The 25,430-nt window shown below is 63.2% G+C and carries 20 protein-coding genes; 8 read left to right on the top strand and 12 right to left on the bottom strand.

All coding sequences use genetic code 11. The features are described from left to right. Nucleotide 1 precedes the first annotated feature (1 nt). Nucleotides 2-1,291 carry a sugar MFS transporter gene (locus tag HDE77_RS11765; RefSeq protein ID WP_184417524.1) on the top strand — a complete coding sequence of 430 codons (1,290 nt, stop codon included), beginning with the start codon at nt 2-4 and terminating at the stop codon, nt 1,289-1,291. A gap of 123 nt (nt 1,292-1,414) precedes the next feature. Beyond that, complete coding sequence (locus tag HDE77_RS11760) at nt 1,415-2,464, top strand: LacI family DNA-binding transcriptional regulator (protein WP_184417606.1); 1,050 nt, start codon at nt 1,415-1,417, stop codon at nt 2,462-2,464. A gap of 24 nt (nt 2,465-2,488) precedes the next feature. Here the strand turns inward: HDE77_RS11760 and HDE77_RS11755 are convergent, their stop codons facing one another. The 11 genes from HDE77_RS11755 to HDE77_RS11705 all read right to left on the bottom strand — a co-directional run bounded on the left by HDE77_RS11755 (nt 2,489) and on the right by HDE77_RS11705 (nt 13,699). Beyond that, nucleotides 2,489-4,093, bottom strand: coding sequence for a peptidase S10 (locus HDE77_RS11755; protein WP_184417523.1), 1,605 nt, complete (start codon nt 4,091-4,093; stop codon nt 2,489-2,491). A 401-nt stretch (nt 4,094-4,494) separates the two neighbouring features. Next, the gene (locus tag HDE77_RS11750) at nt 4,495-5,265 is read right to left on the bottom strand and encodes a sulfite exporter TauE/SafE family protein (protein ID WP_184417522.1); all 771 of its coding nucleotides are present in this window, start codon (nt 5,263-5,265) and stop codon (nt 4,495-4,497) included. Between the two features lie 44 nt (nt 5,266-5,309). Then, nucleotides 5,310-5,732, bottom strand: a complete 423-nt coding sequence (locus tag HDE77_RS11745) for a TIGR01244 family sulfur transferase (RefSeq protein ID WP_184417521.1) — start codon at nt 5,730-5,732, stop codon at nt 5,310-5,312. A gap of 285 nt (nt 5,733-6,017) precedes the next feature. Further along, on the bottom strand, nt 6,018-6,956 hold the full coding sequence (locus HDE77_RS11740) for a hypothetical protein (protein WP_184417520.1): 939 nt from the start codon (nt 6,954-6,956) through the stop codon (nt 6,018-6,020). 183 nt (nt 6,957-7,139) lie between these two features. After that, nucleotides 7,140-7,601, bottom strand: a complete 462-nt coding sequence (locus HDE77_RS11735; RefSeq protein ID WP_255482684.1) for a DUF2946 domain-containing protein — start codon at nt 7,599-7,601, stop codon at nt 7,140-7,142. Between the two features lie 321 nt (nt 7,602-7,922). Continuing rightward, nucleotides 7,923-8,867, bottom strand: a complete 945-nt coding sequence (locus HDE77_RS11730) for a c-type cytochrome (protein WP_343206104.1) — start codon at nt 8,865-8,867, stop codon at nt 7,923-7,925. Further along, the gene (locus HDE77_RS11725) at nt 8,864-9,571 is read right to left on the bottom strand and encodes a c-type cytochrome (protein ID WP_184417518.1); all 708 of its coding nucleotides are present in this window, start codon (nt 9,569-9,571) and stop codon (nt 8,864-8,866) included. The genes HDE77_RS11730 and HDE77_RS11725 overlap by 4 nt, the downstream gene beginning before the upstream one ends. Nucleotides 9,572-9,581: 10 nt before the next feature. Continuing rightward, nucleotides 9,582-10,502 carry a substrate-binding domain-containing protein gene (locus HDE77_RS11720; protein ID WP_343206103.1) on the bottom strand — a complete coding sequence of 307 codons (921 nt, stop codon included), beginning with the start codon at nt 10,500-10,502 and terminating at the stop codon, nt 9,582-9,584. A 25-nt stretch (nt 10,503-10,527) separates the two neighbouring features. After that, a complete protein-coding gene (locus HDE77_RS11715) occupies nt 10,528-11,073 on the bottom strand; it encodes a DsrE family protein (protein WP_184417517.1) in 546 nt (181 codons plus the stop codon). Nucleotides 11,074-11,558: 485 nt separating this feature from the next. After that, nucleotides 11,559-12,968 (bottom strand): hypothetical protein, encoded by a 1,410-nt coding sequence (locus HDE77_RS11710; protein ID WP_255482683.1) that lies wholly within the window; start codon nt 12,966-12,968, stop codon nt 11,559-11,561. 149 nt (nt 12,969-13,117) lie between these two features. After that, nucleotides 13,118-13,699 (bottom strand): acetate uptake transporter, encoded by a 582-nt coding sequence (locus HDE77_RS11705; protein ID WP_184417516.1) that lies wholly within the window; start codon nt 13,697-13,699, stop codon nt 13,118-13,120. A 486-nt stretch (nt 13,700-14,185) separates the two neighbouring features. Here HDE77_RS11705 and acs point away from each other — a divergent pair, with 486 nt between their 5' ends. Together acs and HDE77_RS11695 are read left to right on the top strand one after the other, a co-directional pair. After that, nucleotides 14,186-16,126, top strand: coding sequence for an acetate--CoA ligase (acs, locus tag HDE77_RS11700; RefSeq protein ID WP_184417515.1), 1,941 nt, complete (start codon nt 14,186-14,188; stop codon nt 16,124-16,126). A 78-nt stretch (nt 16,127-16,204) separates the two neighbouring features. Then, nucleotides 16,205-16,873, top strand: coding sequence for a response regulator transcription factor (locus HDE77_RS11695; RefSeq protein ID WP_184417514.1), 669 nt, complete (start codon nt 16,205-16,207; stop codon nt 16,871-16,873). 192 nt (nt 16,874-17,065) lie between these two features. Here the strand turns inward: HDE77_RS11695 and HDE77_RS11690 are convergent, their stop codons facing one another. Continuing rightward, nucleotides 17,066-20,545 carry a PAS domain-containing hybrid sensor histidine kinase/response regulator gene (locus HDE77_RS11690; protein WP_184417513.1) on the bottom strand — a complete coding sequence of 1,160 codons (3,480 nt, stop codon included), beginning with the start codon at nt 20,543-20,545 and terminating at the stop codon, nt 17,066-17,068. Nucleotides 20,546-20,911: 366 nt separating this feature from the next. On the opposite strand from HDE77_RS11690, the gene HDE77_RS11685 reads away from it, so the two are divergent. The 4 genes from HDE77_RS11685 (at nt 20,912) to HDE77_RS11670 (ending at nt 25,425) form a co-directional block, all read left to right on the top strand. Beyond that, nucleotides 20,912-22,984, top strand: a complete 2,073-nt coding sequence (locus HDE77_RS11685; RefSeq protein ID WP_221444251.1) for a carbon starvation CstA family protein — start codon at nt 20,912-20,914, stop codon at nt 22,982-22,984. Between the two features lie 12 nt (nt 22,985-22,996). Further along, nucleotides 22,997-23,191 carry a YbdD/YjiX family protein gene (locus HDE77_RS11680; protein ID WP_184417602.1) on the top strand — a complete coding sequence of 65 codons (195 nt, stop codon included), beginning with the start codon at nt 22,997-22,999 and terminating at the stop codon, nt 23,189-23,191. 262 nt (nt 23,192-23,453) lie between these two features. Continuing rightward, complete coding sequence (locus HDE77_RS11675) at nt 23,454-23,936, top strand: MarR family transcriptional regulator (protein WP_343206102.1); 483 nt, start codon at nt 23,454-23,456, stop codon at nt 23,934-23,936. A gap of 25 nt (nt 23,937-23,961) precedes the next feature. Then, entirely contained in the window at nt 23,962-25,425 is a 1,464-nt protein-coding gene (locus tag HDE77_RS11670; protein ID WP_184417512.1) for an efflux transporter outer membrane subunit, read from the top strand. Nucleotides 25,426-25,430 lie beyond the last annotated feature (5 nt).

Below are 25,430 nucleotides of genomic sequence, written 5' to 3'. Positions count from 1 at the left end.
TATGGCAACAACGCTGGCGGCGGCGCCGACCGACCGCACTTACATCGGGCCGATCCTCATCGTCGGCATCCTGTTTTTTGTCTTCGGCTTCTTCACTTGGCTCAACGGGCCGCTGATCACCTTCGTCAAGCTCGCTTTCAACCTCAATGACGTCAACGCGTTCCTGGTGCCGATGTCGTTCTACTTTTCCTACTTTTTCCTGTCATTGCCGGCAGCCGCCGTACTCAAGCGCACCGGCATGAAAAAGGGTATGGCGCTGGGCCTGTTCGTGATGGCCGTCGGCGCCATGCTGTTCGCGCAGTGCGTGACAATGCGGGTGTACTACCCCGCCCTGACCGGCCTGTTCGTGATCGGCGCCGGCGTGTCGCTGCTGCAGACGGCGGTGAACCCTTACATCAGCATTCTCGGCCCGATCGACAGCGCCGCGCAGCGCATTGCGTTCATGGGCATCTGCAACAAGGTGGCCGGCGCGGTGGCACCGTTTGTGTTCGGCTGGCTGGTACTGAGCGACATCAACTCACTGAATGCGCAGATCCAGGCCGCACCGACAGCCGCCGCACGCGATGCGCTGCTCGACACGCTCACCGGCAAGATCCACACGCCGTACATGGTCGTGGCCGGTCTGCTGGTGCTGGTGGCGATCTGGGTGTTGCGCTCATCGCTGCCGGAGATCAAGCCGTCCGGCGCCAACCATGTCGATGCCGAGCACGGCAATGCGCGTGGACTGCGCAACTTTCCGCATCTGTGGTTGGGCGTGGTGTGTCTGTTTCTGTATGTCGGCGTCGAGGTGATGGCCGGTGATGCCATCGGTACCTACGGCCAGGGTTTTGGGCTGCCGCTGGATGCCACCAAGCACTTCACCTCGTTCACCCTGATCGCGATGCTGGTGGGTTATCTGGCCGGTCTGGCGCTGATTCCCCGGTTCGTTTCTCAGCAACGCTACCTGGCCGTTTCAGCGGTGCTGGGCGTGGCCTTCGCGATCGGCGCGTATGTCACTCACGGCTATACCTCGGTGGGATTCGTGGCGGCGCTGGGCTTTGCGAACGCGATGATGTGGCCGGCGATCTTTCCGCTGGCGATCAAGGGTCTTGGCAGCCTCACCGAGCGAGGCTCGGCACTGCTGATCATGGCCATCGTCGGTGGTGCGATCGTGCCGCAGCTGTTCGTACACCTGAAGCAGCACATCGATTTCCAGCTTGCGTTCACCGTGCTCATGGTGCCCTGCTACCTGTACATCCTGTACTACGGGCTGGCCGGTCACCGGGTGGGGCAGGCGGCACATGCCGAGTGAGTCGCGGTTCGCTCCGGACAGGGCCATCAGCTAGGATGCGCATGGCGCCGCGCATTCCCGTGCAGCCTTGTCGGCACGCTCGTGCGGCCGGCGCTTTACATCACGATGAATGAGGTTCAGCGGGTGCGCAGTGCCACCATCAAGGATGTCGCAGAGCGGGCAGGCGTCTCACTGAAGACGGTTTCGCGCGTCATCAACAACGAACCGTCGGTGCATGCCCGCACCCGCGAAAAAGTGCAGCGTGAGATCGACGCGCTCGGCTACCAACCCGACCCCTCGGCGCGCAGCCTGCGCAGTACCCGTGCGTATGCGCTGGGGCTGGTCTACGACAATCCGAACGCGCACTACATCATCAACCTGCAGCGCGGCGTGCTGTCGGTGTGTCGCAGCAGCGGCTTTGGCCTGCAGATCCATCCCTGCGATTCGTCTTCGCCGCAGCTGGCTGAAGAACTGTGTGAACTGGTTCGCCGCTCGCGACTGGCAGGGCTGGTGCTGGCACCGCCGATGTCCGAGCAACCGGAGCTGATCCGCACGCTCAGCGAGGCGAAGATCCCGTTCATGCGGATCATCTCGGCGCGCAAGGATCCGCAGGATGGTTACCCCTGCGTCTTCGTGGACGATCGCGATGCCGCCTATGCGATCACCGAACACCTGATCCAGCTTGGCCATCAACGCATCGGTTTCCTGTGGGGCGGCAGCGAACACCGCTCCAGCCCCGAGCGCTATCAGGGTTACGAGGATGCGCTGAAGGACTATGGCATCGCGCTCGACCGCAAGCTGATCCTGCCGGGCGATTACACGTTCGACGATGGTTTCCGCGGCGCCCGCAAACTGCTGGCACTGAAGGATCGACCCACCGCGATTTTCGGCTCGAATGACGAAATTGCCGCCGGCGTACTGGCCGCGGCGCATTCGGACGGCATCAATGTGCCGTTCGATCTGTCGATCGCCGGTTTCGAGGACAGCCCGTTTTCCAAGCAGTCCTGGCCAGCGTTGACTACGGCTCGTCAGGCCACTGAGGAGATCGCCCGCCACGCGGCGCAGCGGTTGATCGGCGACTTGCAACGCGACGCCAATGGCGAGCCGGCCCACCTCAGCAACGAGGGCTTCAGCCCGGAGCTGGTGGTACGCGGCTCGACCGCGCCGCGGCACACCATGCCGCCCAAGCGCTGAGCGCCTGGGCGGCTAGTCACTCATTTACTTCTTGACGTTGTCGGTCTGCTCGATGAAGCGGGCGACGTTGTCATGCAGCTGCTTCAGCGACGCCTCGTGGGCGTACACCATGTGCCCGGACGGGTACCAGGAATAGCTTATGTTGCTATTGAGGTTGGCCGGTATCGGCAAGTGGTGCATCTCGTAGTCGGCTGCGAAAAACGGCGTGGCCAGATCGAAGTAACCGCCGTTCAAGTACACCTTGAGGTTGGGGTTGGTCTTCATCGCGACGGCCAGGTCCGGCATCACGTTGGTCGATGACTGCAACGCCTCGCCATCCACGCCCGGCGCCTTGTGCGCGAAATCCCAATGGTCGATGTCAGCAAACTCACGATACTGCTGGCCGTCGCCGAACTTCAGATCCTTGCGCACGTAGTCGTTGAACGCGGCGATATAAGCCGAACTGATCGCCGAGGACTGCGGGTCGTACGCGGAATCCTTCGCCAGCGGATCCAGCGACGGGCCAGCGAAGCGGCTGTCCAGGCGACCGGTGGTGGTGTCGTCGCCCGCCTGCAGCTGCTGCTCGAACATGCCGCCGGTCACGCGCAGGTTTGCCTTCAGCAAATAGGCGACCGGCAGGCCGGTGTATTGATGCAACTTCTCCGCCACAGTCTGCTTCTGCGCGTCGCTCAAGCGCGAACCGGCCATCATGGCCTGCGCGTAATCACCCAGCGCGTATTGCTTCACTTCCTCGAGAAAGGGCTCGAGCGCCGCCGGCTGCTGCGGCAGTTTGTGGTGGTAGAACGCGGTAGCGGCGAACGTGGGCAGCGCCAGTTCGTAAGGCAGATCGATGCCCGGGTTGAACTGCGGACCATCGATGCTGGTGTCGAAGCTGAGGATCTGCGAGAGCAGGATCACGCCGTTCAAGTCGACGCTGTTCTCGTTCTCCAGGATATTCGCCAGCACCGCCGAGCGGGTCGTGCCATAGCTCTCGCCGAACAGGTATTTCGGCGAATTCCAGCGACCGTATTTCGACAGGAACTGCGTGATGAACTGCGCGAACGCATGCCCGTCACCGTCAACGCCGTAGATCGCCTTGCGCCGATCCTTCATCTGCTCATCGCGTTTGGTCTTGTCATCGTCCGCCGCAATCAACCGGCTGAAGCCGGCACCCGGCGCGTCGATGAAAACCACGTCCGTGGCATCGAGCAGGCTGTAATCGTTGTTGACCAGACCATACGGCGCGGCCGGCGTGTGGGTGTCATCCGAAGTCACCACCCGCTTCGGACCAAACGCACCCATATGCAGCCACACCGTGGCCGAACCGGGACCGCCGTTGTAGATAAATGTCACCGGCCGCTTACCCGGCGCCACACCCTTCTTCATGTAAGCGACATAGAACATGCTGACCTGCGGCTCATTCTCCTTGTCGCCGCTGCCATGCAGCACGAGCGTGCCGGCCACCGCCTTGTAGCTGATGCTGTGACCTTCAACCGACACCGACCCCTCACTGTTCGACGTTTGCGGCTGCAGCAAGGCCGCATCGGGCTTGGCATCAGGCTTGGCCTTGTCGTCTTTCTTGTCGGCGGCGATGGCGACGGAACTGAGCAACAGCGCGGCAAGCGCTGCGGCAAGGGGAAGTTTACGCATGGGTTGCAGGATCCTAGGTGGTTGAGGCGCAACACGCCCCGGCGGAACCTACAGCATAGGCATCGATGCGACGGGCTTTCATCTCCCAGAAGTCATTGCCGTGCGGGCGTGTCGCCCCCACTCGTCATTCCTGCGAAGGCAGGACAAGCGCAAAGCGCGCAGAACGCTCGAAGAGCGGCCCCGCAGGGGTGAGCGAAGTGAGTAACCCAGCGCCCCTGCTCATCAGGAACTGGAAGCCGCAGGATCCCTGCCTTCGCAGGAATGACGAGCCGGAGACGGCTTGCTCAAGATGGCCAGTGCTACCAAGAACCGGTCTGAACTCTCTCAGCTGAGGCAGATCACCATCGCCAGCTTTGGATTTGGTGCCACCAGGCTGAGCAATCGACGCCGATCAAGACGGCTCAATCGCGTAAGTTCTTCACCAGCATAAACACAGCAACAGCGACGATTGCAAACGCGAAGACCACATTCAGTGTGCCGCGGGTTTGCGCAAGCCGATGCGCGCCCAACGCACCGAGCCAGCCACCGACGACACCGCCGGCGATGAACTCGGCGGCTACGCGCCAGTCGATCAGACCCGAGGCGGAGTAGTTGAGTGCAGTGGTAGTGGCGAATGCGCCGACTGAAAACAGCGAGGTGCCGATGGCGGCGATGATTTCCATGCCGCTGGCCAGCATCAGACCCGGCACGATCAGGAAGCCGCCACCGATGCCGAAGAAGCCCGACAGGCTGCCGGCAGCGAAACCCACTGCGCCCAGTCGCGGGAACATATGTGGCAGCGGGTAGCGATCTATGGCGCCACCACGGCGACCACGCAGCATTAGCGCGGCGACTACCAGCATCAACAAAGCGAACAGCACCAGCAAGCGTTGGCCGTCGACCAGTTTGCCGATGGTCGAGCCGACGAAGGCACCGAGCACACCGGTTGCGGCGAAGGTGAATGCTGCTTTCCAGCGCACATGACCTGCGCGCGCATGCGGGATCAGGTTCGCGAATGCGTTCACTGCCACCGCCAGCGCGCTGGTGCCGATCGCCAGGTGTGGATCGCGCACGCCCACCACGTACAGCAGCAGCGGCGTCGCCAGTATCGATCCGCCGCCGCCGATCAGCGCCAGCGAAAAACCCACCAGCGAACCGCACAGCACGGCCAACACATCAGGCAAAGCGGGCATGCGTGGAATCCTTGGCCGGCGTTACGGGAGAAACCCTGTGCGCTTCAGTGGCCGGTAGCGGATCCTATGGCCAACGCGGACAGATCGTAGCCGGCCGTGGCTGCACAAGCGATCACCGCCTCGCGGTCCTCGCCGGCAGCGAAGGCGCTTAGCGCCCAGAGCGTGCACGAGCGGGTGCCACTGCGGCAGAACGCCAGGATGGGCGTCGGCAGCGTGTGCAGCGAATGGCCGAAGGCATCGACTACATCCTGATGCCACTGCCCGGTCACCACCGGCAGGTGCATATACGCCATGCCGTGCCGTGCTGCTGCTGCGGCAAGTACGGTGCTGTCAGGCTGCCCGGGAACTTCGCCGTCCGGTCGGTTATTGATGACGCTGCGGAAGCCCTGCCCTGCGAGCACGTCCACATCGGCTTCGTCGATCTGCGCGCTGACGCTGAGGATGTCGGTGAGCTGCCGCAGTTGCATCGGGATGATCCTGTGCGATGGAGTTGTCGGGCCGCGTTTCTCGCGGCCCATGCTATCGATGCGGATGGTAATCCTGAAGCGGGGGGGCAATGCGCCATGGGTGACAATACGAAACGCCCTTGGCGATGTGGTCAACTCTGTTTGCGTGGTCGTTCGTCAGGAACGCTGGCAGAGTCATTGTTCGGATTTATCCACTATCCCGCGAGCACCGAACCCTCACCCCAGCCCTCTCCCAAAGGGAGAGGGGGCCAAAGCGGCTCGCACGAGAGTTTCGGCGAACGCGGATCAGAGGCTCAGGCTGGCCGTCAGCTTGCCTTGCCATTGCGGAACGAGCTGGTTGCCGTTGACGTGCTGGAACACGGGCCTCTCCACATCCGCATACAGGCGCACGTGGTGGATGCGCAGTTCAAGTGCCGGTGCCAGCAGCAGGCGTTCGTAGCCGCTGTTCGGGCGGTCCGAGTTGTCGCCTGCATCGCGTGCACGCAATGACACGAGTGCCTGCAGGATCGGTGTAAGGCGCATGCCGTTGCCTACGTTCCAGCCGCCGGAATAGACGCCGAACGCACTGTCGAGCTCGGTGCCGGGACGGTAGCCCGCGCGACTGTTCAACGGCTGGTCGAGCTGGGTTTGCAGGAAGCCGCCCCAGTTATTCTCACCGAAATACATCTGGTGATAGCCGCCGAGCAGCAGGTCGGTGGTGCCGGTACCAATGGCAGTGTCGCGATCGAAGCCGGGGTATTTCCAGTCGCCGGTGGCGAGCTTCAAGCCGAACGTCAGCCCGGTGGACATGTCTTCCGAGAAACCGGTGTACATGCCGCTGATGCGGATATCGCCCAGTGATCCATGGTTGAAGTCGCCCACCGTTCCGCTGTCATCGTTCAGCGTTGCGAAGTGTCGTTGCGTGTACGGCAGTTCGAGCATGACGCCCCAGTCGCGGTTGAACATGTCCTGGATGCCGGCGTCGTAGAACTCGCTGCGGATGTGCTTGTCGTCGTTGTTCGCCTTGGGCGCGGACGAGCTGCCCGACCAGTTGGTGTCCTGGTCGAGATAGCTGGTCTGCAGATACATCGTGACGTTCGCGCCATTCGGCAACAACGCGCTGGTGCCGACGTCGAATACACCGCAGCCGCAGGCACAGGCTTGGGCGGCAGACGACCAGGCGAAAGTAAGGCCAAGCAGCAGTGCGCCGATGGCGGCGCGCGCAGGAAGATGGGAAGAAGACATGAAAGATCCTGTGGGGATGCAGCATCCCGGGTACTTGATTGCTTTTTAAAGATGCTTCGGAGGCGATGTGGAATGCGATCCGCGCCACCGACTATTCAGTCGCAGACACGGGTCATCAGCATTCAGCCATGCCGCCGCGCAGAACGAGCGGCGCGCGGCCATCCGGACGGGTCCGGTCGGCGATCAGGCGTGCGAGAAGGCCGGCGGACCGCGCGGCGCGGCCGCGAGCAAGACACGCGTGGTGTGCGCCTGGCGTGTCGGCGGGATCGTTAGCGCGCTGGCGTTCTGCCATACAGGCAGCGTTGGCTGCCAGGGCGTACCGGCCAGGGTCGGGCTATGGCCAAGCAAACCGCAGTAGCCGCACTTGGCCGTTGTCGGCGCATGCGGGTCGGTTTGATGAGGTGCCGGATGATCGACCAGGCCAGCATGGCCTCCGCACCACCCCCCGAGATCGGGCGACCACGACGTGGCAGCGATGGTCTGTGAGACCACCGGCGCGACGATGGTGAGCCACATGGCGAATAACCCCAGCCATGCAACCAACCTTCGATGTCTTGGTTTACCGATCAAGAGCCTGCCCCGGTCAGTAGCTTGTCCCGCATGGGTCGTCGCGGTGTTTGCCGCGGATCGGGGGAATTGTCCCATGCGACTGCCTCAGATGGGCTGCGACACGGGGTCGCGTCGTTGATGTTTTTGGGTAGGCAATGGGAACTTGATTGGCTCGGCCCTCGAGCAGTCGTGCGGGGATGCCCTTCGACTTCGCTGCGCTACGCTCAGGGCGAACGGCGTGGGGCGTGGGGCGTTGGGGGCGTTGGGGGCGTGGGGGCGAGGCGGCATGGCGGCGTGACGGCGTGGAGGCGAGGCGGCAAAAGACGTGGGGCACCGCGTGTAACGAGGCAAACCGGGCGAAGGGGTTTTCGGCACACATGCCGCATTGCGCGCCGAACCCTTCGGCGCGCCGTCAGTTCACTTCTGCGCCGGCTGCGAGCCGAGCAGATGGCCGTTCACTTCTGTGCCGTATAGGGAGTTGGGCTCGTCGTGGTATTTCGCACGGGTTTCGGCGAGGTTGCCGGTGTAGCGCGGGTCTTGCGGGCGTTCGTGTGCGTCCATGAACATCGCCACGTCCCAGGCATCTTGGTCGGTCAGGGTGCCGCCGCGGCTCAGCGGCATGTTGGCCTTGATGAACACGGCGGCATTGTCCAGCTCGTGCATGCCGGCGCCCCAGTTGAACGACTGCGGCCCCCACAACGGCGGAAACACGTTGCGGCCAGCCACCTGCTGACCTTGCCCGTCGGAGCCATGGCATAGCGCGCAGCTTGCCGTGTAGACCTTTTCCCCGCGCGCATAGTCCGGCGGCTGCGGCGGTTTGAAATCCTGTTTGGGGTACCCCGCGCCGTTCAATTTGACGCCGACCGGTGCGCCCTTGGCCATCCACCACGAGTAGGTTTCCAGCGCGACCATCTCCGCGCTATCCAGCGGCGGCGCCTTGCCATTCATGCTGAAGCGGAAGCAGCCCTGCAAGCGTTCGCCATAGGTATTCACGTGCCCGTTCTTCTTGCGGTACTGCGGATACATGCCATAGGCGCCCCACAACGGCGCCGAGTTCGCCAGGCGCCCGGCGTCCAGATGGCAGTTGCTGCAACTCAGCGTATTGCCGACATAGGCGCTGGCATGCGTCGGCGTGTCGGTGAAGATGTCTCGGCCCTGGCGGATCACGTCGCCGAGCGGACCGCTGGGAATCTGCGTTTCGGACGGTGGTGTGAATGTGCGCCCTGCATCGTGCGCAGGGCTAGCCGACTGGCTGGCTGCCACGGGAAGGGCGATGTCGACCCGTGACTCGAGTCTGTTGGAATAAGTCATCAGCGCATACAGCGCGGCTACGACGCACAAGACAACCAACCAACTCCTCACGGCACGACTCCCTGCGTCGCCAGCGGCTGAGTGGCAAACCACACTGCCACGTCGTGCATATCCTGCTCGCTGAGCGCGTTGGACAAATGCTGCATCAGCTGCAGCGGGTCGTTGTGCCGCGTGCCGCGCTGCCACGCCTTGAGTTGCGCCTCGATATAGACGGCCGACTGCCCTGCCAGCGGCGGGAAATGTTCACCTACACCGACACCACCGGGCCCATGGCATTGCACACAGGCGGGCACCTGTTCGCTCCAACGACCACGAATCGCCAGCACGGCGCCAACACTGTCGTCTGTCAGAATGGCCCCCGTGGGTTTCGCCCGTGCGAGTGCGATCGGTTGCTTGCTGTAATAGATCGCCAGCGCCTGTCGTTCGTCCTCGCCAAGCGCCGTCGCGGTAGCCTGCATCATCGAGCTGACACGGCTGCCACTGGCAAAATCGTCGAGCTGCTTTTGCAGATAGGCCGCATTGAGGCCAGCCAGTCGCGGATTGCCGGCACCGGCCATGCCACCGCCATCGGCACCATGACACGCCATGCACGGTGCGGCACCTTTGCCGTTGCCCCGGGTCGCGATCGTTTGCGCGTCGGTGGCACAGGCCAACAACGGCAGCGCGGCCAACCAAAGGAAGCAGGCGGCGAACCCGATGCCACGCACGCGCCAGCCTTGACGTGATTCTGCGCAATCTTGATCAAGGCGTGGCATCGCGACTTCCTCAATGCGGCGGCATGAAGCCATATTTGCGATACACCGCCTGTGCTGCGGGACTCTGCATGAACGCCAGAAAATCCTTGGCGGCCTGCGCATGCGGAGCATCCTTCATGCTTGCGGCGGTATAGGTGGAGACAACATTCTGTGCCGCCGGAATCGTCACTGTGTCGACCGGAAAATGCATGATCTGCTGCTGGAAATACGCCTCGGTTGACCACACCGGCGCCGCATCCGACTCGCCTTGCAGGACGCGCAGCGGCGATTGCCGATGATGGATGCGGGTGAGGAAGGTGCTTCCGTCTTTCACCTTGGTGTCCATGATGGTGTGATCGAGCGCATCGCCGCCGGCTTTGCGGTAGCTCGCCTCGATCTGCTTGGCGATGCCTTCCCACGCGGGATTGGGCATGCTCACCCGTACGTCGGCGCGGCCAAGATCGGCCAGCCCCTCGATGTGTTTCGGGTTGCCTCTGGCAACCAGGATCGCCAGCGGATTGCGCGCATAGTCATAGCTGTCGGCAAACCAGTTGTGCTGCTTCTGCTGCTCGGCGATGGCATCCTTTCCAGCCGTATAGACGTCCGGCCTCAGCGTGATGCGCAAGTTGCCCATCACCAGCACACCGCTCTCGATCTGCTTGGCCAGGATGCCCGGCGGCAGCGTCTCGGCGTAGATCCGCTGGTATTGCGGGTGCGCCTGCTTGAATGCCTCCAGCAGGTCGTGCACCACCATGAACTGGTTGCCGGCGAAGAACAGCACCAGTTGCGGATCGACGATGTCGCCATGCAGGTCGGCGATCGCATCCACCGGCGGCACGCTGAACTGCAGGCCTGCCGGTGGGGTATTCCACGGCGGCAGGTAGTCAGTCTTGTCAGCCGCGCTGGCGCCGAACGTGGCGACCAGCAGCAACCCAAGGACGAAATGACGCACGCTCAGTTTTCCCGGTACGCGAGGATCACAGCGGCATCAGGGCGTAACCCTGCTGCTGCAGCTCGGTGATCGTGACCAGTGCGGACAACGACAGCGTGACGCGCGAATCCACCCAGTCGTACTGGAACTTGTTTTCGGCAACAGCCTGCCCGCACACAGCCACATCGACACCGGCCTTGCGCAGTTGGTCGATCAACGGCAGGTTTGGATTGGCGACACCGTAGATCTTCTTGTACTGCTCGTCGTTCAGCACGATCGGCGTCGCTGCGCCGGACGCGACCGCCACGAACTTCAGTTGCTTGAGCGGCACGCCGGCACTGACGTAAAGGTTGACGGCACGCGCCACGTGGTCCAGCGACGAACTCACATCGCCAGGCTTCTCGCCCGCCTTGCTCAGGCTGAACACCACTTTGTAGGTGGCATTGCGATCCGGCTGATAGGCCGCTTGCGGCAGCGCGTGGATCTTGCCGGCGCCGGTAATGGTTGGCGTCTGCCAGAAGCCATCGGTGGCCCCCGCGGTCGCAGGCAGCAGGCAGAGCGCAAGCAGCATGGGCACGAATGGGCGGAGCATGTTGACCTCGCAGGAGTGGGCAACGCAGGAATGGCGTTGCACACATGCTATGTCCCCTCTGTCGGATAAGCCAATGCGGCGTTGTGATCACCCACGAAGCACTCTCTATCGTGCTTACCTCGAAGTACTCCCTGCTCGCCTCGAGGCGCTCCCTCCCCTGCTTGCCCCGAAGAAGGGACTCCCTTCGGTCGCAGGGGAGGGTTGGGGTGGGGTTGCTCTTCGCGACAGAGATCAAGAGCTTCACTCCCTCCCAGCCTCCCCCTGCAAGCAGGGGGAGCAGCAGAGCCGTCCCCTGCTCGCCTCGAAGTACACCCTGCTCGCCTCGAGACGCTCCCTCCCCTGCTTACAGGGGAGGGTTGGGGTGGGGTTGCTCTTCGCGAAGAAGATCAAGAGCTTCACCCCTCCCAACCTCTGCCTGCGAGCAGGAAGAGGAGCAGAGCCGGAGGCGCAAAGCCGCTAGCCACTTGGAGATTTCGAACGGGCTCTCAGAACTTATAGAACGCGCTCAGGTTGACTTGATTGCCGCTGGTCGTTGCGCGATTGGTGCCGTTCGTCGTCGTGTCGAGGATGTCATGGATGAATTCAAGGCTGTATGCAAACGGGCCAATGGAGTACTGCAAGCTCGCCGTGGACTGGCGGCTCTTCAACAGACCGGTCGAGCCTTTGCCCAGCCAGGTGACCACGTCGTTCTCATTCGGCTTGCTGGTGGCATAGATTAGATTTGCACTCCAGTTTGGCGTGAACTTGAACCCCACCTGGCCGTAACCACCGGTGTCCTTGATATCGCCGAATTGCGCGAGATCTCCAAAGATCTCGCCAATGCCGCTGCCGGTGTAGACCACCGCCTTGAGTACCCATGGACCCGGGGTCCAACTGCCGCCGAGTTCATAGGCATCGCTGGTGAAGGTGCGCTTGATCGGCGTCGGCTCCGTGCCACCCACGCCGGCGAGGTCGATCTGGCTGTAGTGCGCGGCGGCGAATAGCATCCAGTCGTCCTTCTGCACCACACTGACCTTGGCCTCAACCTGTGGACGGAAGCCGGCGTTGCCCGCCGTCAGGTAATTGATCGTGCTGCCGGGGCCATTCCAGGTACCTTCGTACGCACCGAGACCAAACTGCCATAGCGGCCCAGTGGAACCGTGGTTGAGATCCTGCAACCACGCGATGCCGGGGAAACGCCAGCCGATGACGCCAGCGCCATAGCCAAGTGGGAAGGCGATGTGGCTGAGCGAATCGGGCAAGTCCTCCAGCGGAAACATCAGATCCCATTGCTGGCCGATCTTGATGGTGCTGCCCGTCGTCGGATTGCTCATCACCAGATAGCCCTGGCGCAGGCGCGGCAGCGGCTGCTGCTGGGAGTACGCGCCGGTGCCGTTGTTGCCGCCGAAGAAATCCATCTCAAGGTGACCACCACCGGTCCAGTCGCCGCCGACCTGGGCGCCGATCAGATCAAACAGGAAGCGTGTATTGCGCACATCGACGCCGCTGAGCGAGCCACGCGACCCCGCTATCGGGAATTCGGCATTCTGGCCGTTGCCAAACGTGAAGCTCTTGGTCTGACTGAACGCGGTCACATCGACGAAGCCGTGAAACGCCACCGACAAACCGGGCGTGGTGGTGAACGTCGGCGCGGCCGGTGGTGGCGGCGGCGGTGCGGCGGCCTGCGCCTGGATCTGCGCTTGCTGTTGGCCTTGCTCACCCTCCAGCTTGGTGATGCTGTCACGCAGTGATTGCAGGTCTTGTTGCTGCTGGTTGAGTTGCTGCTGTTGCTTGGCAACGGTCGCCTTGAGCGCCTTGATCTCGTCTTGCTTCGAGGTTGACTGCGCAAACAGTGGATCGGCGGCGGTCAGGCCCAAGGCCACGATCAGGGCGAAGAACAACGGATGACGTTTCATGACGGTTCTCCCACGAAGGACGAGCAGTGGAGATGCAGGAGCCGCTACGTTGGCGGCTACTCTCGTGAACCTCTGAAGTGCGTTAATCATCGATCTGTCGAGTGCGCCGCCGGCCGGGTTCGACACGGTGGCGCGCATCATTCATTCGACTACCTTGGCGCGCCCGGCGCCCCGATCGGCAAGACGGTGCGTTGATGGCTCTCGTTGATCACTTCCGCGGCGGACAGATAGAACGCCAATACCGCCGTGATCAGCCCGCAGTAACCTCCGGCGACGTGCAGTGCGCTCATGCCGGTCCATTCACCTGCCGCCAAGAGGAAGAAGGTAATCCACAGGGCGAGGAAAATCAGTTGCAAGGCTCGCGCGGCACGCAACGACGCCACCCACATGTAGAACGTGAACATGCCCCATAGAAACAGGTACCAACCGACGAAAGCGGCCGGTACCTTGTCGTGCAGAAAGAGAACGAACAAGGCAAAAGACCACCAGAACGCACCGTAACTGACGAACGCCGTGGCGCCGAACGTGTTGCCGCGCGGCAGTTCCATCACACCGGCGATGATCTGCGCGGTGCCGCCGTAGGCCAGCGCGACGGCCAGCACCATGTTCATCGCATCCGCGCTGAACCAGCCGGCATTGATCATGCTCAACAACCATGTCGTCAACGCAAAGCCCGCAAGGCCCAGCGGCGCGGGGTTTGAAAATTTTACCTGTGCCTGTTCATTGCTCATTGCACGAACCTCCCCAGGATTGCGTAAGAGTGAATGCTCTGTGGTGACCAGCAGCCGTTGCAGATCGCTTGTGATTCATTCACCGGCGTTGCGATCCCCATCACTCACGCCGATCTGCTTCTTCATATAGCGGCCGATGTCGCTGATTGCCGCGCACGCCAATCACTCGTATCAACGATGCGGCTCCCTGAATGCTCTCCGGCGAAGCTGGTCGGCTTCGCCCCCAGCACGGCTCGTGGCGAGCATGCTCATGCTGCAGTGCAGGGCGCCATTCGCCAAAAGTCTAATGTCGACCAAAGTCGTACTCGTCGTCGCGTGACTCGGCGCGCGACGCGGATACACTTTCTGTACCCGGATGGCGGGGCGTTCATCGACATTCGCTGATGCACTTGAAAAGCCGATGGCTTTGGTCTGCGAAAACCAGCGCGGCATCTGGCAGCGATCCGCCTCACAAACCCTCCACGACGCCAGCCTGAGGAGATCAAGATGTCCAAGGTCTATCCGGTCGATCCCGCCTTCGCAGCGAAAGCGCGTTTGCGCAAGGCAGAGTACGAAAAGTTGTACGCCGAATCGATGCAGGACCCGGAAGGCTTCTGGGGCCGCATCGGCAAGCGGCTGGATTGGACGACGAAGCCAACGCGCATCCGCGATGTGTCCTTCGCTGCAAAGGATCTGCACATCCGCTGGTACGAAGATGGCACGCTCAACGTCGCCGCCAACTGCCTGGATCGCCACCTTGCCGAGCGCGCGGACAAAACCGCGATCATCTTCGAAGGCGACAATCCGGACGAATCGCGACGCATCAGCTATCGCGAGCTGCATGGCGAAGTGTGCAAGTTCGCCAACACACTCAAGCAGCATGGCGTGACCAAGGGCGATCGGGTGGCGATCTACATGCCGATGATTCCCGAGGCCGCGGTGGCGATGCTGGCCTGCGCGCGAATCGGCGCCATCCACTCGGTAGTCTTCGGTGGCTTTTCGCCGGACTCGCTGGCCGGACGCATCGCCGATTTCACGGCCAAGCTGGTGGTGACGGCCGACGAAGGTGTGCGTGGGGGCAAGAAGATTCCGCTGAAGGCGAATGTCGACGCGGCGCTGGAGCGTCCCGGCACCGAAACGGTGGAGACTGTCATCGTGGTGCGCCGCACCGGCGGCGCCGTTACGATGAAAACTCCGCGCGATCGCTACTACCACGTGCTGATGGAAGGCCAGTCGGTCGACTGCCCGCCAGTGCCGGTGGAGGCGGAGCACCCTCTGTTCATCCTGTACACCTCCGGCTCCACCGGAAAACCGAAAGGTGTCTTGCACACCTCGGGCGGCTACCTGGTCTATGCCAGCTATACGCACGAGCTGGTGTTCGACCTGCGCGAGGACGACGTTTATTGGTGTACCGCCGATGTCGGCTGGGTCACCGGGCACAGCTACGTGGTGTACGGACCGCTGGCCAATGGTGCGACCACAGTGATGTTCGACGGTGTGCCGAACTATCCGGACTTCAGCCGTTTCTGGCAGGTGGTGGACAAACACAAGGTGTCCATCTTCTACACCGCGCCCACGGCGATCCGCGCCTTGATGCGCGAAGGCGAAGGGCCGGTGAAGAAAACATCGCGCGCCTCGTTGCGCTTGCTTGGCTCGGTCGGCGAGCCGATCAATCCGGAAGCCTGGGAGTGGTACTACCGCGTGATCGGCGACGCGCGCTGTCCGATTGTCGACACCTGGTGGCAGACCGAGACCGGCGGCATCCTGATCACCCCGCTACCGGGTGCCATCGATGAGAAACCCGGTTCGGCGACGCTGCCGTTCTTCGGCGTCAAGCCAGCGATCGTCGATGCGGAGGGCAAACAGCTCGAGGGTGAGTGCGCGGGCAACCTGATCATCACCGATTCGTGGCCGGGCCAGATGCGCACCGTATATGGCGATCATCAACGTTTCATCGATACCTATTTCAGCGCCTATCCCGGCAGTTATTTCACTGGCGACGGCGCGCGTCGCGACGAGGACGGTTACTACTGGATTACCGGTCGCGTCGACGACGTGATCAACGTGGCCGGCCATCGCATCGGTACGGCCGAAGTGGAAAGTGCGCTGGTGGCCCACCCGAAAGTCGCCGAGGCGGCCGTGGTCGGTTGTCCGCACGACATCAAGGGCCAGGGGATCTATGCCTACGTCACCTTGATCGCCGGCGAGGAAGGCAGCGACGAGCTGCGCAAGGAATTGATCGCCTGGGTGCGCAAGGAAATCGGACCCATCGCCACGCCCGATTATTTACAGTGGGCGCCCGGTCTGCCCAAGACCCGCTCGGGCAAGATCATGCGTCGTATCCTGCGCAAGATCGGCGAAAACCTGCCCGACGAACTGGGTGATATCTCGACGCTTGCTGACCCGGGCGTCGTCAAGAGTCTGGTCGACGAGCGGTTGGTCAAGTAGCCGTGTATCGTCCATGCCCTGGCTGGCAACGGAACGCGTTCAGGTCAAGTCGAGCTGGGCCTTGCCGAGGATGCTTCGATGTTCGATGTACTGATCGCCGATGATCATCCATTGTTCCGCGATGCCTTGTTGCATGCGGTGATCAGCGCCGTGCCGCAGGCACAGGTGCACAGCGCGGACGATGTACACAGCCTGCTGGATCTGATCAGACAGTATCCCGACGCCGACCTGCTGCTGCTCGATCTGCACATGCCAGGGGCGCACGGCTATTCGGCGCTGGCGCACATCAGAAGTCAGTACCCGGGGTTGCCGACTATCGTCATCTCCGGCCACGAGGAACCACAGGTGGCGCATCGCTCCCTCGCGCATGGAGCAGCCGCCTACGTTCCCAAGTCCAGCTCCGTCGAAGACATCGTGCGCGCCATTCATGCCGTACTCGACGGCGACGTGTGGCTGCCGCAGCATCTCCTGGGCGGCAATGCCGAACTCAAGCCCGACGAGGCAGAAATGGCGGCGCGCATCGCTGCGCTCACGCCGCAGCAGTTTCGCGTACTCACGATGATTGCGGAAGGTTTGCTCAACAAGCAGATCGCGTTCGAGCTGGACGTTTCCGAGGCTACGGTGAAAGCGCACATGACGGCGATCATGCGCAAGCTCGGTGTCAACAACCGCACCCAGGTTGCGCTCGCCACCAGCCATCTCGCGCTTGAGCCGGGCTTGCGGCAGACGCTGCCGGATGACGACTAGGAAACCAGTCGCTGCGTGCACGCGAAGTTGAGTGGGGGGTTCGGGCTGGCGCTGAGATCAAGAGCACCCCACCCCAGCCCTCCCCTGCGACCGAAGGAAGTCCCTTCTTCGGGGCAAGCAGGGGAAGGAGCAGAGCTGGAGCGCCGCCGCCAGACCACTCGGGACTACACGCTAACTGATGAGCCGCACGCGTCAACTGACGAGCTGGGTGTCGCGCTGCTTGCGCAGCAGCGTGGTGAGCAGCGCGCGTAACGCGGCTGGTCGTACCGGTTTGTGCAGTAGTGGATAGCCCAGTGCACGCGCGCGGCGCTTCAAGTCGCTACTGCCGTCGGCGGTGATCATCGCGGCCGGTGGTGGCGGCTCGATCGCACTGCAGAGTTGCTGCAAGGCCCGCAGCCCGTCGACGCCATCGGCGAGATGGTAATCGGCCAGGATAAGGTCCACCGGGCCGCGCCGGAGCTGCGCCTGCGCTTCGGTCATGTCGCGTGCGGTACGGCACTCCACGCCCCAGCGCTGCAGTAGTGCGCACATGGCATCAAGGATGGCCGCGTCGTCGTCCAGACACAGCACGGTGAGTGAAAGCTGATCGGGCCAGCCGACACTCTGCGCGACGCGCGCACGTCGCGCTTCGGCAACACCTCGCGGCGCCGTCACCGCAAAGCAACTCCCATGCTGTTCGCGCGAACGAAGACTGAGTCGGTGGCCGAGGATGGCCGCGATGCGCTCGCAAATCGACAGACCCAGCCCAAGACCCTTCTCGCCCCACGGCGACGGTCGATCGAGCCGCTGGAACTCACCGAAGATGCGCGTTTGCTGTTCCCCGGCGATGCCGGGTCCGGAATCCCAAACTTCGATGCGTACGTCGTTGCCCACGCGCCGTGCGCCCAGCAGTACGCCGCCTTCGCGGGTGTAGCGCAATGCGTTGGAGAGGAAGTTCTGCAGGATGCGCCGCAGCAATTGCGGATCGCTGCGCACGGCGAGCCTGGTCGGAACCACGCGCAGTCGTAGTTCGCGCGGCTCGGCGACTGCGGCGAACTGCGCCTTGAGCGAATCGAACAGGTCGGTCAGCGCGAACTGACTGATGTCAGGATGGTAGCTGCCGGAGTCCAGTCGCGAGGTATCGATCAACGCATCCAGCAAATCCCCGGCAGCGTTGAACGACATTTCGATCCGCTCGGCCAACTGGCTGGCTTCCGCATCCAGCCCGGGATGCTGGCGCAATGCCGAGGTGAACAGTCGCGCTGCGTTCAACGGCTGCAACAGGTCATGGCTGGCGGCAACCAGGAAACGCGTCTTGGACAGGTTGGCCGCCTCGGCGGCGCGCTGCGCCTGCGCGGTGGCGGCAAGGGCCTCGCTCAGTTCAGCGGTGCGGCGTTCAACGCCCTGCTCCAGTGTTTCGTTCGCTTCGATCAGTGCCTGCTCGGCGTGCTTGTAAGCGGTCACGTCCGAATAGGTCGTGACGTATCCGCCGCCCGGCAGCGCGCGCCCGCGCATCTCGATCGTGCTGCCATCCGGGCGGACGCGCTGGAATAGATGCGGCGAGCCCGCGCGCATGTAGCCGATGCGCTTGGCCACGTAGACCTCCACTTCCTGCGGCCCGCTCTCGCTGTGCTCGGCGTTCCAGCGGATCAGGTCGGCGACGGGCACGCTCACGTACACCATGCCATCCGGGTAATCGAACATTTCGAGGTAGCGGCTGTTCCATGCAACCAGGCGCATTTGTCCGTCGACAACACTGATGCCCTGCGACACGTTTTCCAGCGTGGTGGAAAGAAGTTCGCGGTTGAAGCGCAGCTCATGCGAGGTTTCGTCCATCAGCGCCATCACCTCGCCGATATCCAGGCCCGATCCGGACAACATGCCCATCAGGATCCTGCGTGCGCTGGCCGCACCGACGGCACCGGCAAGAACCCGCTCGGTATGCTGGATCAACGCGCGATCGGCGGCATCGCCTGGCTGCAACGGTTTGCCACGTCGCTGGGCGAACTCGTCAAACGCACGCCGGGTGTTCCGTTCACCGACGATGCGCGCGGCAATCATGTGCAGGTCCGCCACGGCGACGCGCCCACGCCACTCACCCACGCGTGAAAGGTTGATCGCATGCGGATCGACGAACGTCGTGCCGTGCAGCCGCTGCTCCAGGCTTGGCGGCCAACGCAGCGACACGAATACCAGGCAGCCAATGTTGAACAGCAGCGACCAGAACACGCCGTGCAACACCGGGTCCCACCCGTACAGGTTGAACAATGCCTGCGGCCGCAACCACGCCAGCTGCAGCGGGCCGTTGCGCAGCCATGGCGAGGCGTGTGCCATCGCCGGCAGCAGCAGCGTATAGATCCATACGGCAAAGCCGGCGCTGAGGCCGATAGCTACGCCCCGCCGACTCGCGTCACGCCAGTACAGCGCGGCCACGATCGCCGGCGCAAACTGCGCGACGGCAGATAGCGACAGCAGGCCGGTCGCGGCGAGGTTTTCCACATCGGCGGCCACCCGGTAGTAGGCGTACGCGACCAGCGCCAGGACGACGATCGCGCAACGGCGCACGCGCAACACCCATTGCGAAAGATCGCGGCGCTGCTCCAGGTGCAACGAACGAATGCGCAACAGCGCCGGCATCACCAGGTCGTTGCTGATCATGATCGACAGCGCCACGGTTTCCACGATCACCATGCCCGTGGCCGCGGAAAAACCACCGATGTAGGCAAGCAATGAGAACGCATTTGCGCCATGCACCATGGTCAGGTTGAGCAACCACGCATCCGACGCGCCGTCGCGTACCGACGGCAGCAGCATGCCGGCGGCCAGGATAGGAAGCACGGCGGCGCTCACGATCAGCATGTACAGCGGAAACATCCAGCGTGCGCGCAGCAGGTCCTTCGGATCCGCGCACTCCACTACACCGAGCAGGAACTGCCGCGGCAGGCAGAACATCGCGCAAAACGCCACCAGGGTCTGCGCGATGAAGCTCGACGTCAGCATGTCCGCGGCGTGGATCACCGGTAATTTCAGCCCGGCCACCAGGCCCGGCCCGCGCCACCACGCGTACATCGCCAGCGCAACAAACGCAGCCAGCTTGATGAACGATTCCAGCGCGATCGCCAGCATCAGGCCGTGATGGTGCTCGCTGGCATCGATGCTGCGCGTGCCAAACAAGATCGCGAACAAGGCAAGCAGCAGGGCGCACCACAAGGCGCTGTCGCTGCCCAACGAAGTCGGCATGCCCACCCCGAACCCGCTGAGCACACCGTAGGACATCGCGATGGCCTTCAGTTGCAGGGCGAGGTAAGGCACCACGGCGATGACCGCGATCACCGCCACCAGCGCGGCCAGGCCGTGCGATTTGCCAAAGCGCGAGCTGATCAGGTCGGCGATCGAGGTGATGTTGCGCTGCATCGCCACTCGTACCAGGCGCTGCAGCAACGGGAAGCCAACGATGAACAGCAGCGCCGGCCCCAGGTAGATCGACAGATACATCAGACCGGAGCGCGCGGCCGTGCCAACCGCGCCATAGAAGGTCCACGACGTGCAGTACGACGCCAGCGCCAATGCATAGACGAGGGGCCGCAACCGCGGCTGGCCCGGATACAAGGTGTGTCGATCGCCAAGCCAGGCCACCAGGAACAGCAGCCCCACGTAAAGCAGCGACACAAGCATCAGCCAGCTCGCAATCAACGCGCTTCTCCCGGATCAACCGGAGACCGCCCGGTCTGATCCCTGCCCCTCGGGCGCTGCCTGAAGTGCGAGATTGCCGCCGGCAGCTTGCGACGACGCGTCCGCGGACGCTGGTGTGAGGGAAAGTAGCAGAGCCCCCGAACGATGGCGAGAAAGTTGCCGGACAATCATGGCGAACCGGCGGCAGGATCCTCATTCGCGAAGCTGGGGCCAATCACGATCCACACGCCCAAGTGATGCTGCGTGCAGTGACTACGCTCAGTATCGGCATGAGCCTTCGGTTATTCGACCAATGGCTAGGCCTTGCCACATTGACCCCGGGGCGCGCTGGCGCGACTCTTGCCAGCACCTGCCCGGAGACCCGCCATGCACAGCGTAGCCATCAAGACCAGTCCGGCAGCCAGAATTCTCTGGGTAGCGATAGCGATCGTCGGCGCGTGCTGCCTCGGCGTGGTAGCGCTGCGTCGCGGCGAACCCATCAATGCGATCTGGGTGGTGGCCGCAGCGATCGCGATCTTCGCCATCGGCTATCGCTTCTACGGCAAATTCATCGAGCACAGCGTGTTGCAGATGGATCCCAGTCGCGCACCACCGTCGGTGTTGCGCAATGACGGCCTCGATTACGTGCCGACCGATCGTTGGGTGGTCTTCGGCCATCATTTCGCGGCGATCGCGGGGGCCGGCCCGCTGGTGGGCCCGGTGCTGGCCGCCCAGATGGGGTACTTGCCCGGAACCCTGTGGATCCTGTTTGGCGTGGTCTTCGCCGGCGCGGTACAGGACTTCATGATCCTTGCCCTTTCGTTGCGTCGCGACGGACGCTCGCTCGGCCACATGCTGCGCGAGGAACTTGGCCCGGTTCCTGGTGTGATCGCGATGTTCGGCGTGCTGGTACTGATGATGATCGTGCTGGCCGTGCTGGCGCTGGTAGTAGTGAAGGCGCTGACGCACAGTCCTTGGGGCACCTTCACGGTAGCCTGCACGATTCCGATTGCGCTGATGATGGGCGTGTACCTGCGCTGGCTTCGGCCAGGACGCATCCTTGAGGTGTCCTTGATCGGCCTGGTGTTGCTGCTTGCCTCGATCGGTTACGGCGCCCACGTCGCCGCCTCGCCGGTGCTGGCACCGATCTTCGATTTCGACGCGAAGGCGCTGGCGTGGCTGCTGATCGCTTATGGTTTTTGCGCGTCGGTGCTGCCGGTGTGGCTGCTGCTGGCGCCGCGCGACTACCTGTCCACTTTCCTCAAGATCGGCACCATCGCACTGCTCGCGCTGGCGATCTTCCTCGTCGCGCCGACCCTGCAGATGCCGGCTGTGACGAAATTCATCGACGGCACCGGACCGGTGTTCCAGGGCAATCTTTTCCCGTTCCTGTTCATCACCATCGCGTGCGGCGCGGTGTCGGGCTGGCATTCGATCATCGCCTCGGGCACCACGCCCAAGCTGCTCGCCAATGAAGGGCAGGCGCGGCTGGTGGGCTACGGCGGCATGCTGATGGAGGCGTTCGTCGCGATCATGGCCTTGCTTGCGGCCGCGTCGCTGCATCCGGGTGTGTACTTCGCGATGAACTCGCCCAGCGCGCTGATCGGCACGACCGTGGAGCAGGCGGCAACCACCATCAGCCAGTGGGGCTTCGTGGTAACGCCCGCCGAACTGCTGCAGACCGCAAATAACATCGGCGAGCACAGCATCCTCAGTCGCGCCGGCGGCGCACCGACGCTGGCGGTGGGCATGGCCCAGTTGCTGCACAGCGTGATCCCCGGCACGGGGATGACGGCGTTCTGGTACCACTACGCCATCCTGTTCGAGGCCTTGTTCATCCTCACCACGGTCGATGCCGGTACGCGAGTGGGTCGCTTCATGATCCAGGAGATCGCCGGGCTGATTCACAAGCCGCTGCAGGAAACCGAATCGTGGACTGGCAACCTGCTGGCCACCGCAATCTGCGTGGGTCTGTGGGGTTATTTTCTGTATCAGGGTGCGGTCGATCCACTGGGTGGCATCAACACGCTATGGCCGTTGTTCGGTATCGCCAACCAGATGCTTGCCGCAATCGCGCTGATGCTGGCGACCGTGGTGATCGTGAAACTGAAGCGCGAACGTTACGTGTGGGTAGCCGGCATTCCTGCCATCTGGCTGATCGTGTGCACGGTCACCGCCGGTTGTGAAAAGCTCGTCGGCCCAATCAGTTTCACCGCCGCCGCGCAGAAATATGCAGCCTCGCTGCAAAGTGGCCAGTTGCTGGCTCCTGCCAAGACTGCCGAGGAAATGCAGCGGATCGTTACCAACAATTATGTCGACATGGCGCTCACCGCCATCTTCGTACTGCTCATCCTGACGATGTTTGCCTTCTCTCTGCGCGCCCTGGTTCAGGCCTGGCGGACCAACCATCCGACGGCCCACGAAGAACCCTACGTCGCGCTGGCCAGCGTGGCAGGCTGAGCGACGATGATGATGAAAGCACGCTGGCATGCCTTTCGAAAATGGGCGGTACAAACCGCCCGCCTGTGCTGCGGCGTCCCCGACTACGACGTCTACGTGAAGCATTTGCGCGAGCACCATCCCGAGCGCAAGGTGCCGAGCTATCCGGAGTTCTTCAGGGAGCGCCAGATCGCAAGGTACAAGGGCACCGGTGGCCGATGTTGCTGATGGCAGGCTGGGCGCACGGGAATCCGGAGGTCGCCCCGCGGGGCACCCGGCTGACTTTTTGCTCAGCTCCTCATTCCTCCGCCCGTCTTTCCTGTGCCCGTCATTCCTGCGAAGGCAGGAATGACGGGCACAGCGGATCACGCACCCACCCGCAATGAGGCTAGAGGCCGCCGACACCAAGGCGTCAGTCACCTTGCTTAAACAAAGATAAACTGACACATATTTGCCTTGACAAATATATTTCCGGCAATAAAATGCCGGGATGACACCGAAGCCTTCCCCACTCGAAACCCCTGCCGGCACGCCCCCGGCCTCCAATGCCAGCCTGAGCATGTTGCTGGCGATGGTGCGTGTCGAACTGGTGCGTGCGCTCGAGGCAGAGTTCGCCAGTCAGAACGTGGACCTCAGTTTTACCCAGTACCTGATCCTCAAGAAGGCGCAGCAGCTGGGGCCCGTATCGGCTACCGAACTGGCACGCTCGGTGGAACTGGATGGCGGTGCGATGACCCGTCAGCTCGATCAGCTGGAGCGCAAGGGTTATCTGCGTCGCAGCCCGCATGCGCAGGATCGTCGCGCGTTGCGCATCGAACTGACAGACGCCGGCCGTACGCTGTGGCAGGACACCGCCCTCGTCTGCAGCGATCGCGTCATGGCCGCTGCGCAGCGTTCACTGGACAAGACCGAAAGTGCGCAACTGCACGACTACCTGGAGCGCGTTTTGCTCGCGCTCCGCGACAAGAACTGACCTCTCACTCTTCTGGATTCCCCCCATGCGCCTGCATCTTCTTGCGGCAGCTACTGCACTGACTCTCGCGCTGGCCGGTTGCGCCAGCAGCGGCGGGCTGCATCCCGATGGCACGCCGATTGATCCCTCCTCGCTCAAGGCGGAGCGCAGCCTGGCGAAGCTGCAGGTTTCCCCCGCGGCGTGGCCGCAGGCGGACTGGTGGACCGGCCTGGGTGATCCGCAGCTCAGTGCATTGATCGCCGAGGCACTGCGCGACAATCCGAGCCTCGCCGTGGCCGATGCGCGTGCGCGCCAGGCGCAGGCGGAAGCCGGTATTGCGAACGCCGCGCGCAGCCCGACGTTGAACGTTGGCGCCGCGGTGGACGCCACACGTTTGCCGGGCACCGCGTTCCCACCGAGCTTTGGCGCAGGTCATTACGCGCCGGCCGATTACCTGTATGCCAGCTTCAAATGGGACCTGGATCTTTGGGGTGGCAAGCGTGCCGCCTGGGAAGCTTCCCTGGGCCAGGCCCGCGCGGTCGAGATCGAGGCGCGCGCCGCGCGCATCGAATTGTCCGGCAATGTAGCGCGCGCTTACGTGCAACTGGGCTATGCCTATGCGCAGCAGGACGTTGCAAAAGCCGAGCTGGCGCGTGCCCAGGAAGTGGGCACGCTGACTCATCAGCGCGTTGACGCGGGCATCGACAACCAGCTTCAGCTCAAGCAGACCGACTCCGAGGTGGCCAGCGCCGAAGGGCAGCACGCCGTTGCCGATCGTGCGGTGGATTCCGCGCGTTCCGCACTGTCGATGTTGCTCGGCAAAGGTCCGGATCGCGGCCTCGATATCGCACGTCCGCAGTTGATGCAGCCGTCGCTGTTGACGGTGCCGGCGAACCTGCCGGTCGACTTGCTCGGTCATCGTGCGGATCTGGTGGCAGCACGCTGGCGTGTCGAAGCGGCGAATAAAAACATCAAGGCGGCGAAGACCGAGTTTCTGCCGAATATCAGCCTCAGCGCGCTCACCGGATTTCTTGCCGTTGGCAAGGGCGTGAACCCGTTGCAGATGCCGGCGCGCTTCTACAGCGTGGGCCCTTCGATCAGCCTGCCGATTTTCGACGGTGGCCGCCTGCGCGCAAACCTCAACGGCTCGGATGCGCAGTACGACCTGGCCGTTGCGCAGTACAACCAGACCCTGGTCGGCGCACTCAACGAAGTATCCGACGACTACGACGCGGTGAATTCGGTCCAGCTGCAAATCGAGGCCGAACAGCGCGCGCTGAACGCCGCCAGCGATGCCTGGAAGCTCGCCGAGCTGCGCTACAAGGCCGGTATCGGTAGTTTTCTTGAAGCGCTGAGCGCGCGCCAGCAGTTACTGGTTGCCGAGCAGCGCATGGCGGCGCTGAGCGCACAGCAAACCGATCTTTCGGTGCAGCTCATTCAGGCGCTCGGCGGCGGCTATCGCCCGCAAGCCGATGCCGAACTTTCTCCCCCCACATCTCATCGTTCCTGAGGCAG

This window comes from Rhodanobacter sp. MP7CTX1 (assembly GCF_014205795.1).
In the GTDB taxonomy this organism is placed as follows: domain Bacteria; phylum Pseudomonadota; class Gammaproteobacteria; order Xanthomonadales; family Rhodanobacteraceae; genus Rhodanobacter.
The sequence above is the reverse complement of the archived record's forward strand: the minus strand, read 5'-3'. Positions and strand labels throughout refer to the sequence as shown.

What these genes read in the sequence shown, in the direction of transcription:
- HDE77_RS11745 (WP_184417521.1), bottom strand. Translation starts at nt 5,732, where the DNA reads ATGCAACTGCGGCAGCTCACCGACATCCTCAGCGTCAGCGCGCAGATC.
- HDE77_RS11715 (WP_184417517.1), bottom strand. Translation starts at nt 11,073, where the DNA reads ATGCTCCGCCCATTCGTGCCCATGCTGCTTGCGCTCTGCCTGCTGCCT.
- acs (WP_184417515.1), top strand. Translation starts at nt 14,186, where the DNA reads ATGTCCAAGGTCTATCCGGTCGATCCCGCCTTCGCAGCGAAAGCGCGT.
- HDE77_RS11755 (WP_184417523.1), bottom strand. Translation starts at nt 4,093, where the DNA reads ATGCGTAAACTTCCCCTTGCCGCAGCGCTTGCCGCGCTGTTGCTCAGT.
- HDE77_RS11750 (WP_184417522.1), bottom strand. Translation starts at nt 5,265, where the DNA reads ATGCCCGCTTTGCCTGATGTGTTGGCCGTGCTGTGCGGTTCGCTGGTG.
- HDE77_RS11740 (WP_184417520.1), bottom strand. Translation starts at nt 6,956, where the DNA reads ATGTCTTCTTCCCATCTTCCTGCGCGCGCCGCCATCGGCGCACTGCTG.
- HDE77_RS11675 (WP_343206102.1), top strand. Translation starts at nt 23,454, where the DNA reads ATGACACCGAAGCCTTCCCCACTCGAAACCCCTGCCGGCACGCCCCCG.
- HDE77_RS11725 (WP_184417518.1), bottom strand. Translation starts at nt 9,571, where the DNA reads ATGCCACGCCTTGATCAAGATTGCGCAGAATCACGTCAAGGCTGGCGC.
- HDE77_RS11670 (WP_184417512.1), top strand. Translation starts at nt 23,962, where the DNA reads ATGCGCCTGCATCTTCTTGCGGCAGCTACTGCACTGACTCTCGCGCTG.
- HDE77_RS11695 (WP_184417514.1), top strand. Translation starts at nt 16,205, where the DNA reads ATGTTCGATGTACTGATCGCCGATGATCATCCATTGTTCCGCGATGCC.
- HDE77_RS11735 (WP_255482684.1), bottom strand. Translation starts at nt 7,601, where the DNA reads ATGGGACAATTCCCCCGATCCGCGGCAAACACCGCGACGACCCATGCG.
- HDE77_RS11705 (WP_184417516.1), bottom strand. Translation starts at nt 13,699, where the DNA reads ATGAGCAATGAACAGGCACAGGTAAAATTTTCAAACCCCGCGCCGCTG.
- HDE77_RS11710 (WP_255482683.1), bottom strand. Translation starts at nt 12,968, where the DNA reads ATGAAACGTCATCCGTTGTTCTTCGCCCTGATCGTGGCCTTGGGCCTG.
- HDE77_RS11680 (WP_184417602.1), top strand. Translation starts at nt 22,997, where the DNA reads ATGAAAGCACGCTGGCATGCCTTTCGAAAATGGGCGGTACAAACCGCC.
- HDE77_RS11685 (WP_221444251.1), top strand. Translation starts at nt 20,912, where the DNA reads ATGCACAGCGTAGCCATCAAGACCAGTCCGGCAGCCAGAATTCTCTGG.
- HDE77_RS11765 (WP_184417524.1), top strand. Translation starts at nt 2, where the DNA reads ATGGCAACAACGCTGGCGGCGGCGCCGACCGACCGCACTTACATCGGG.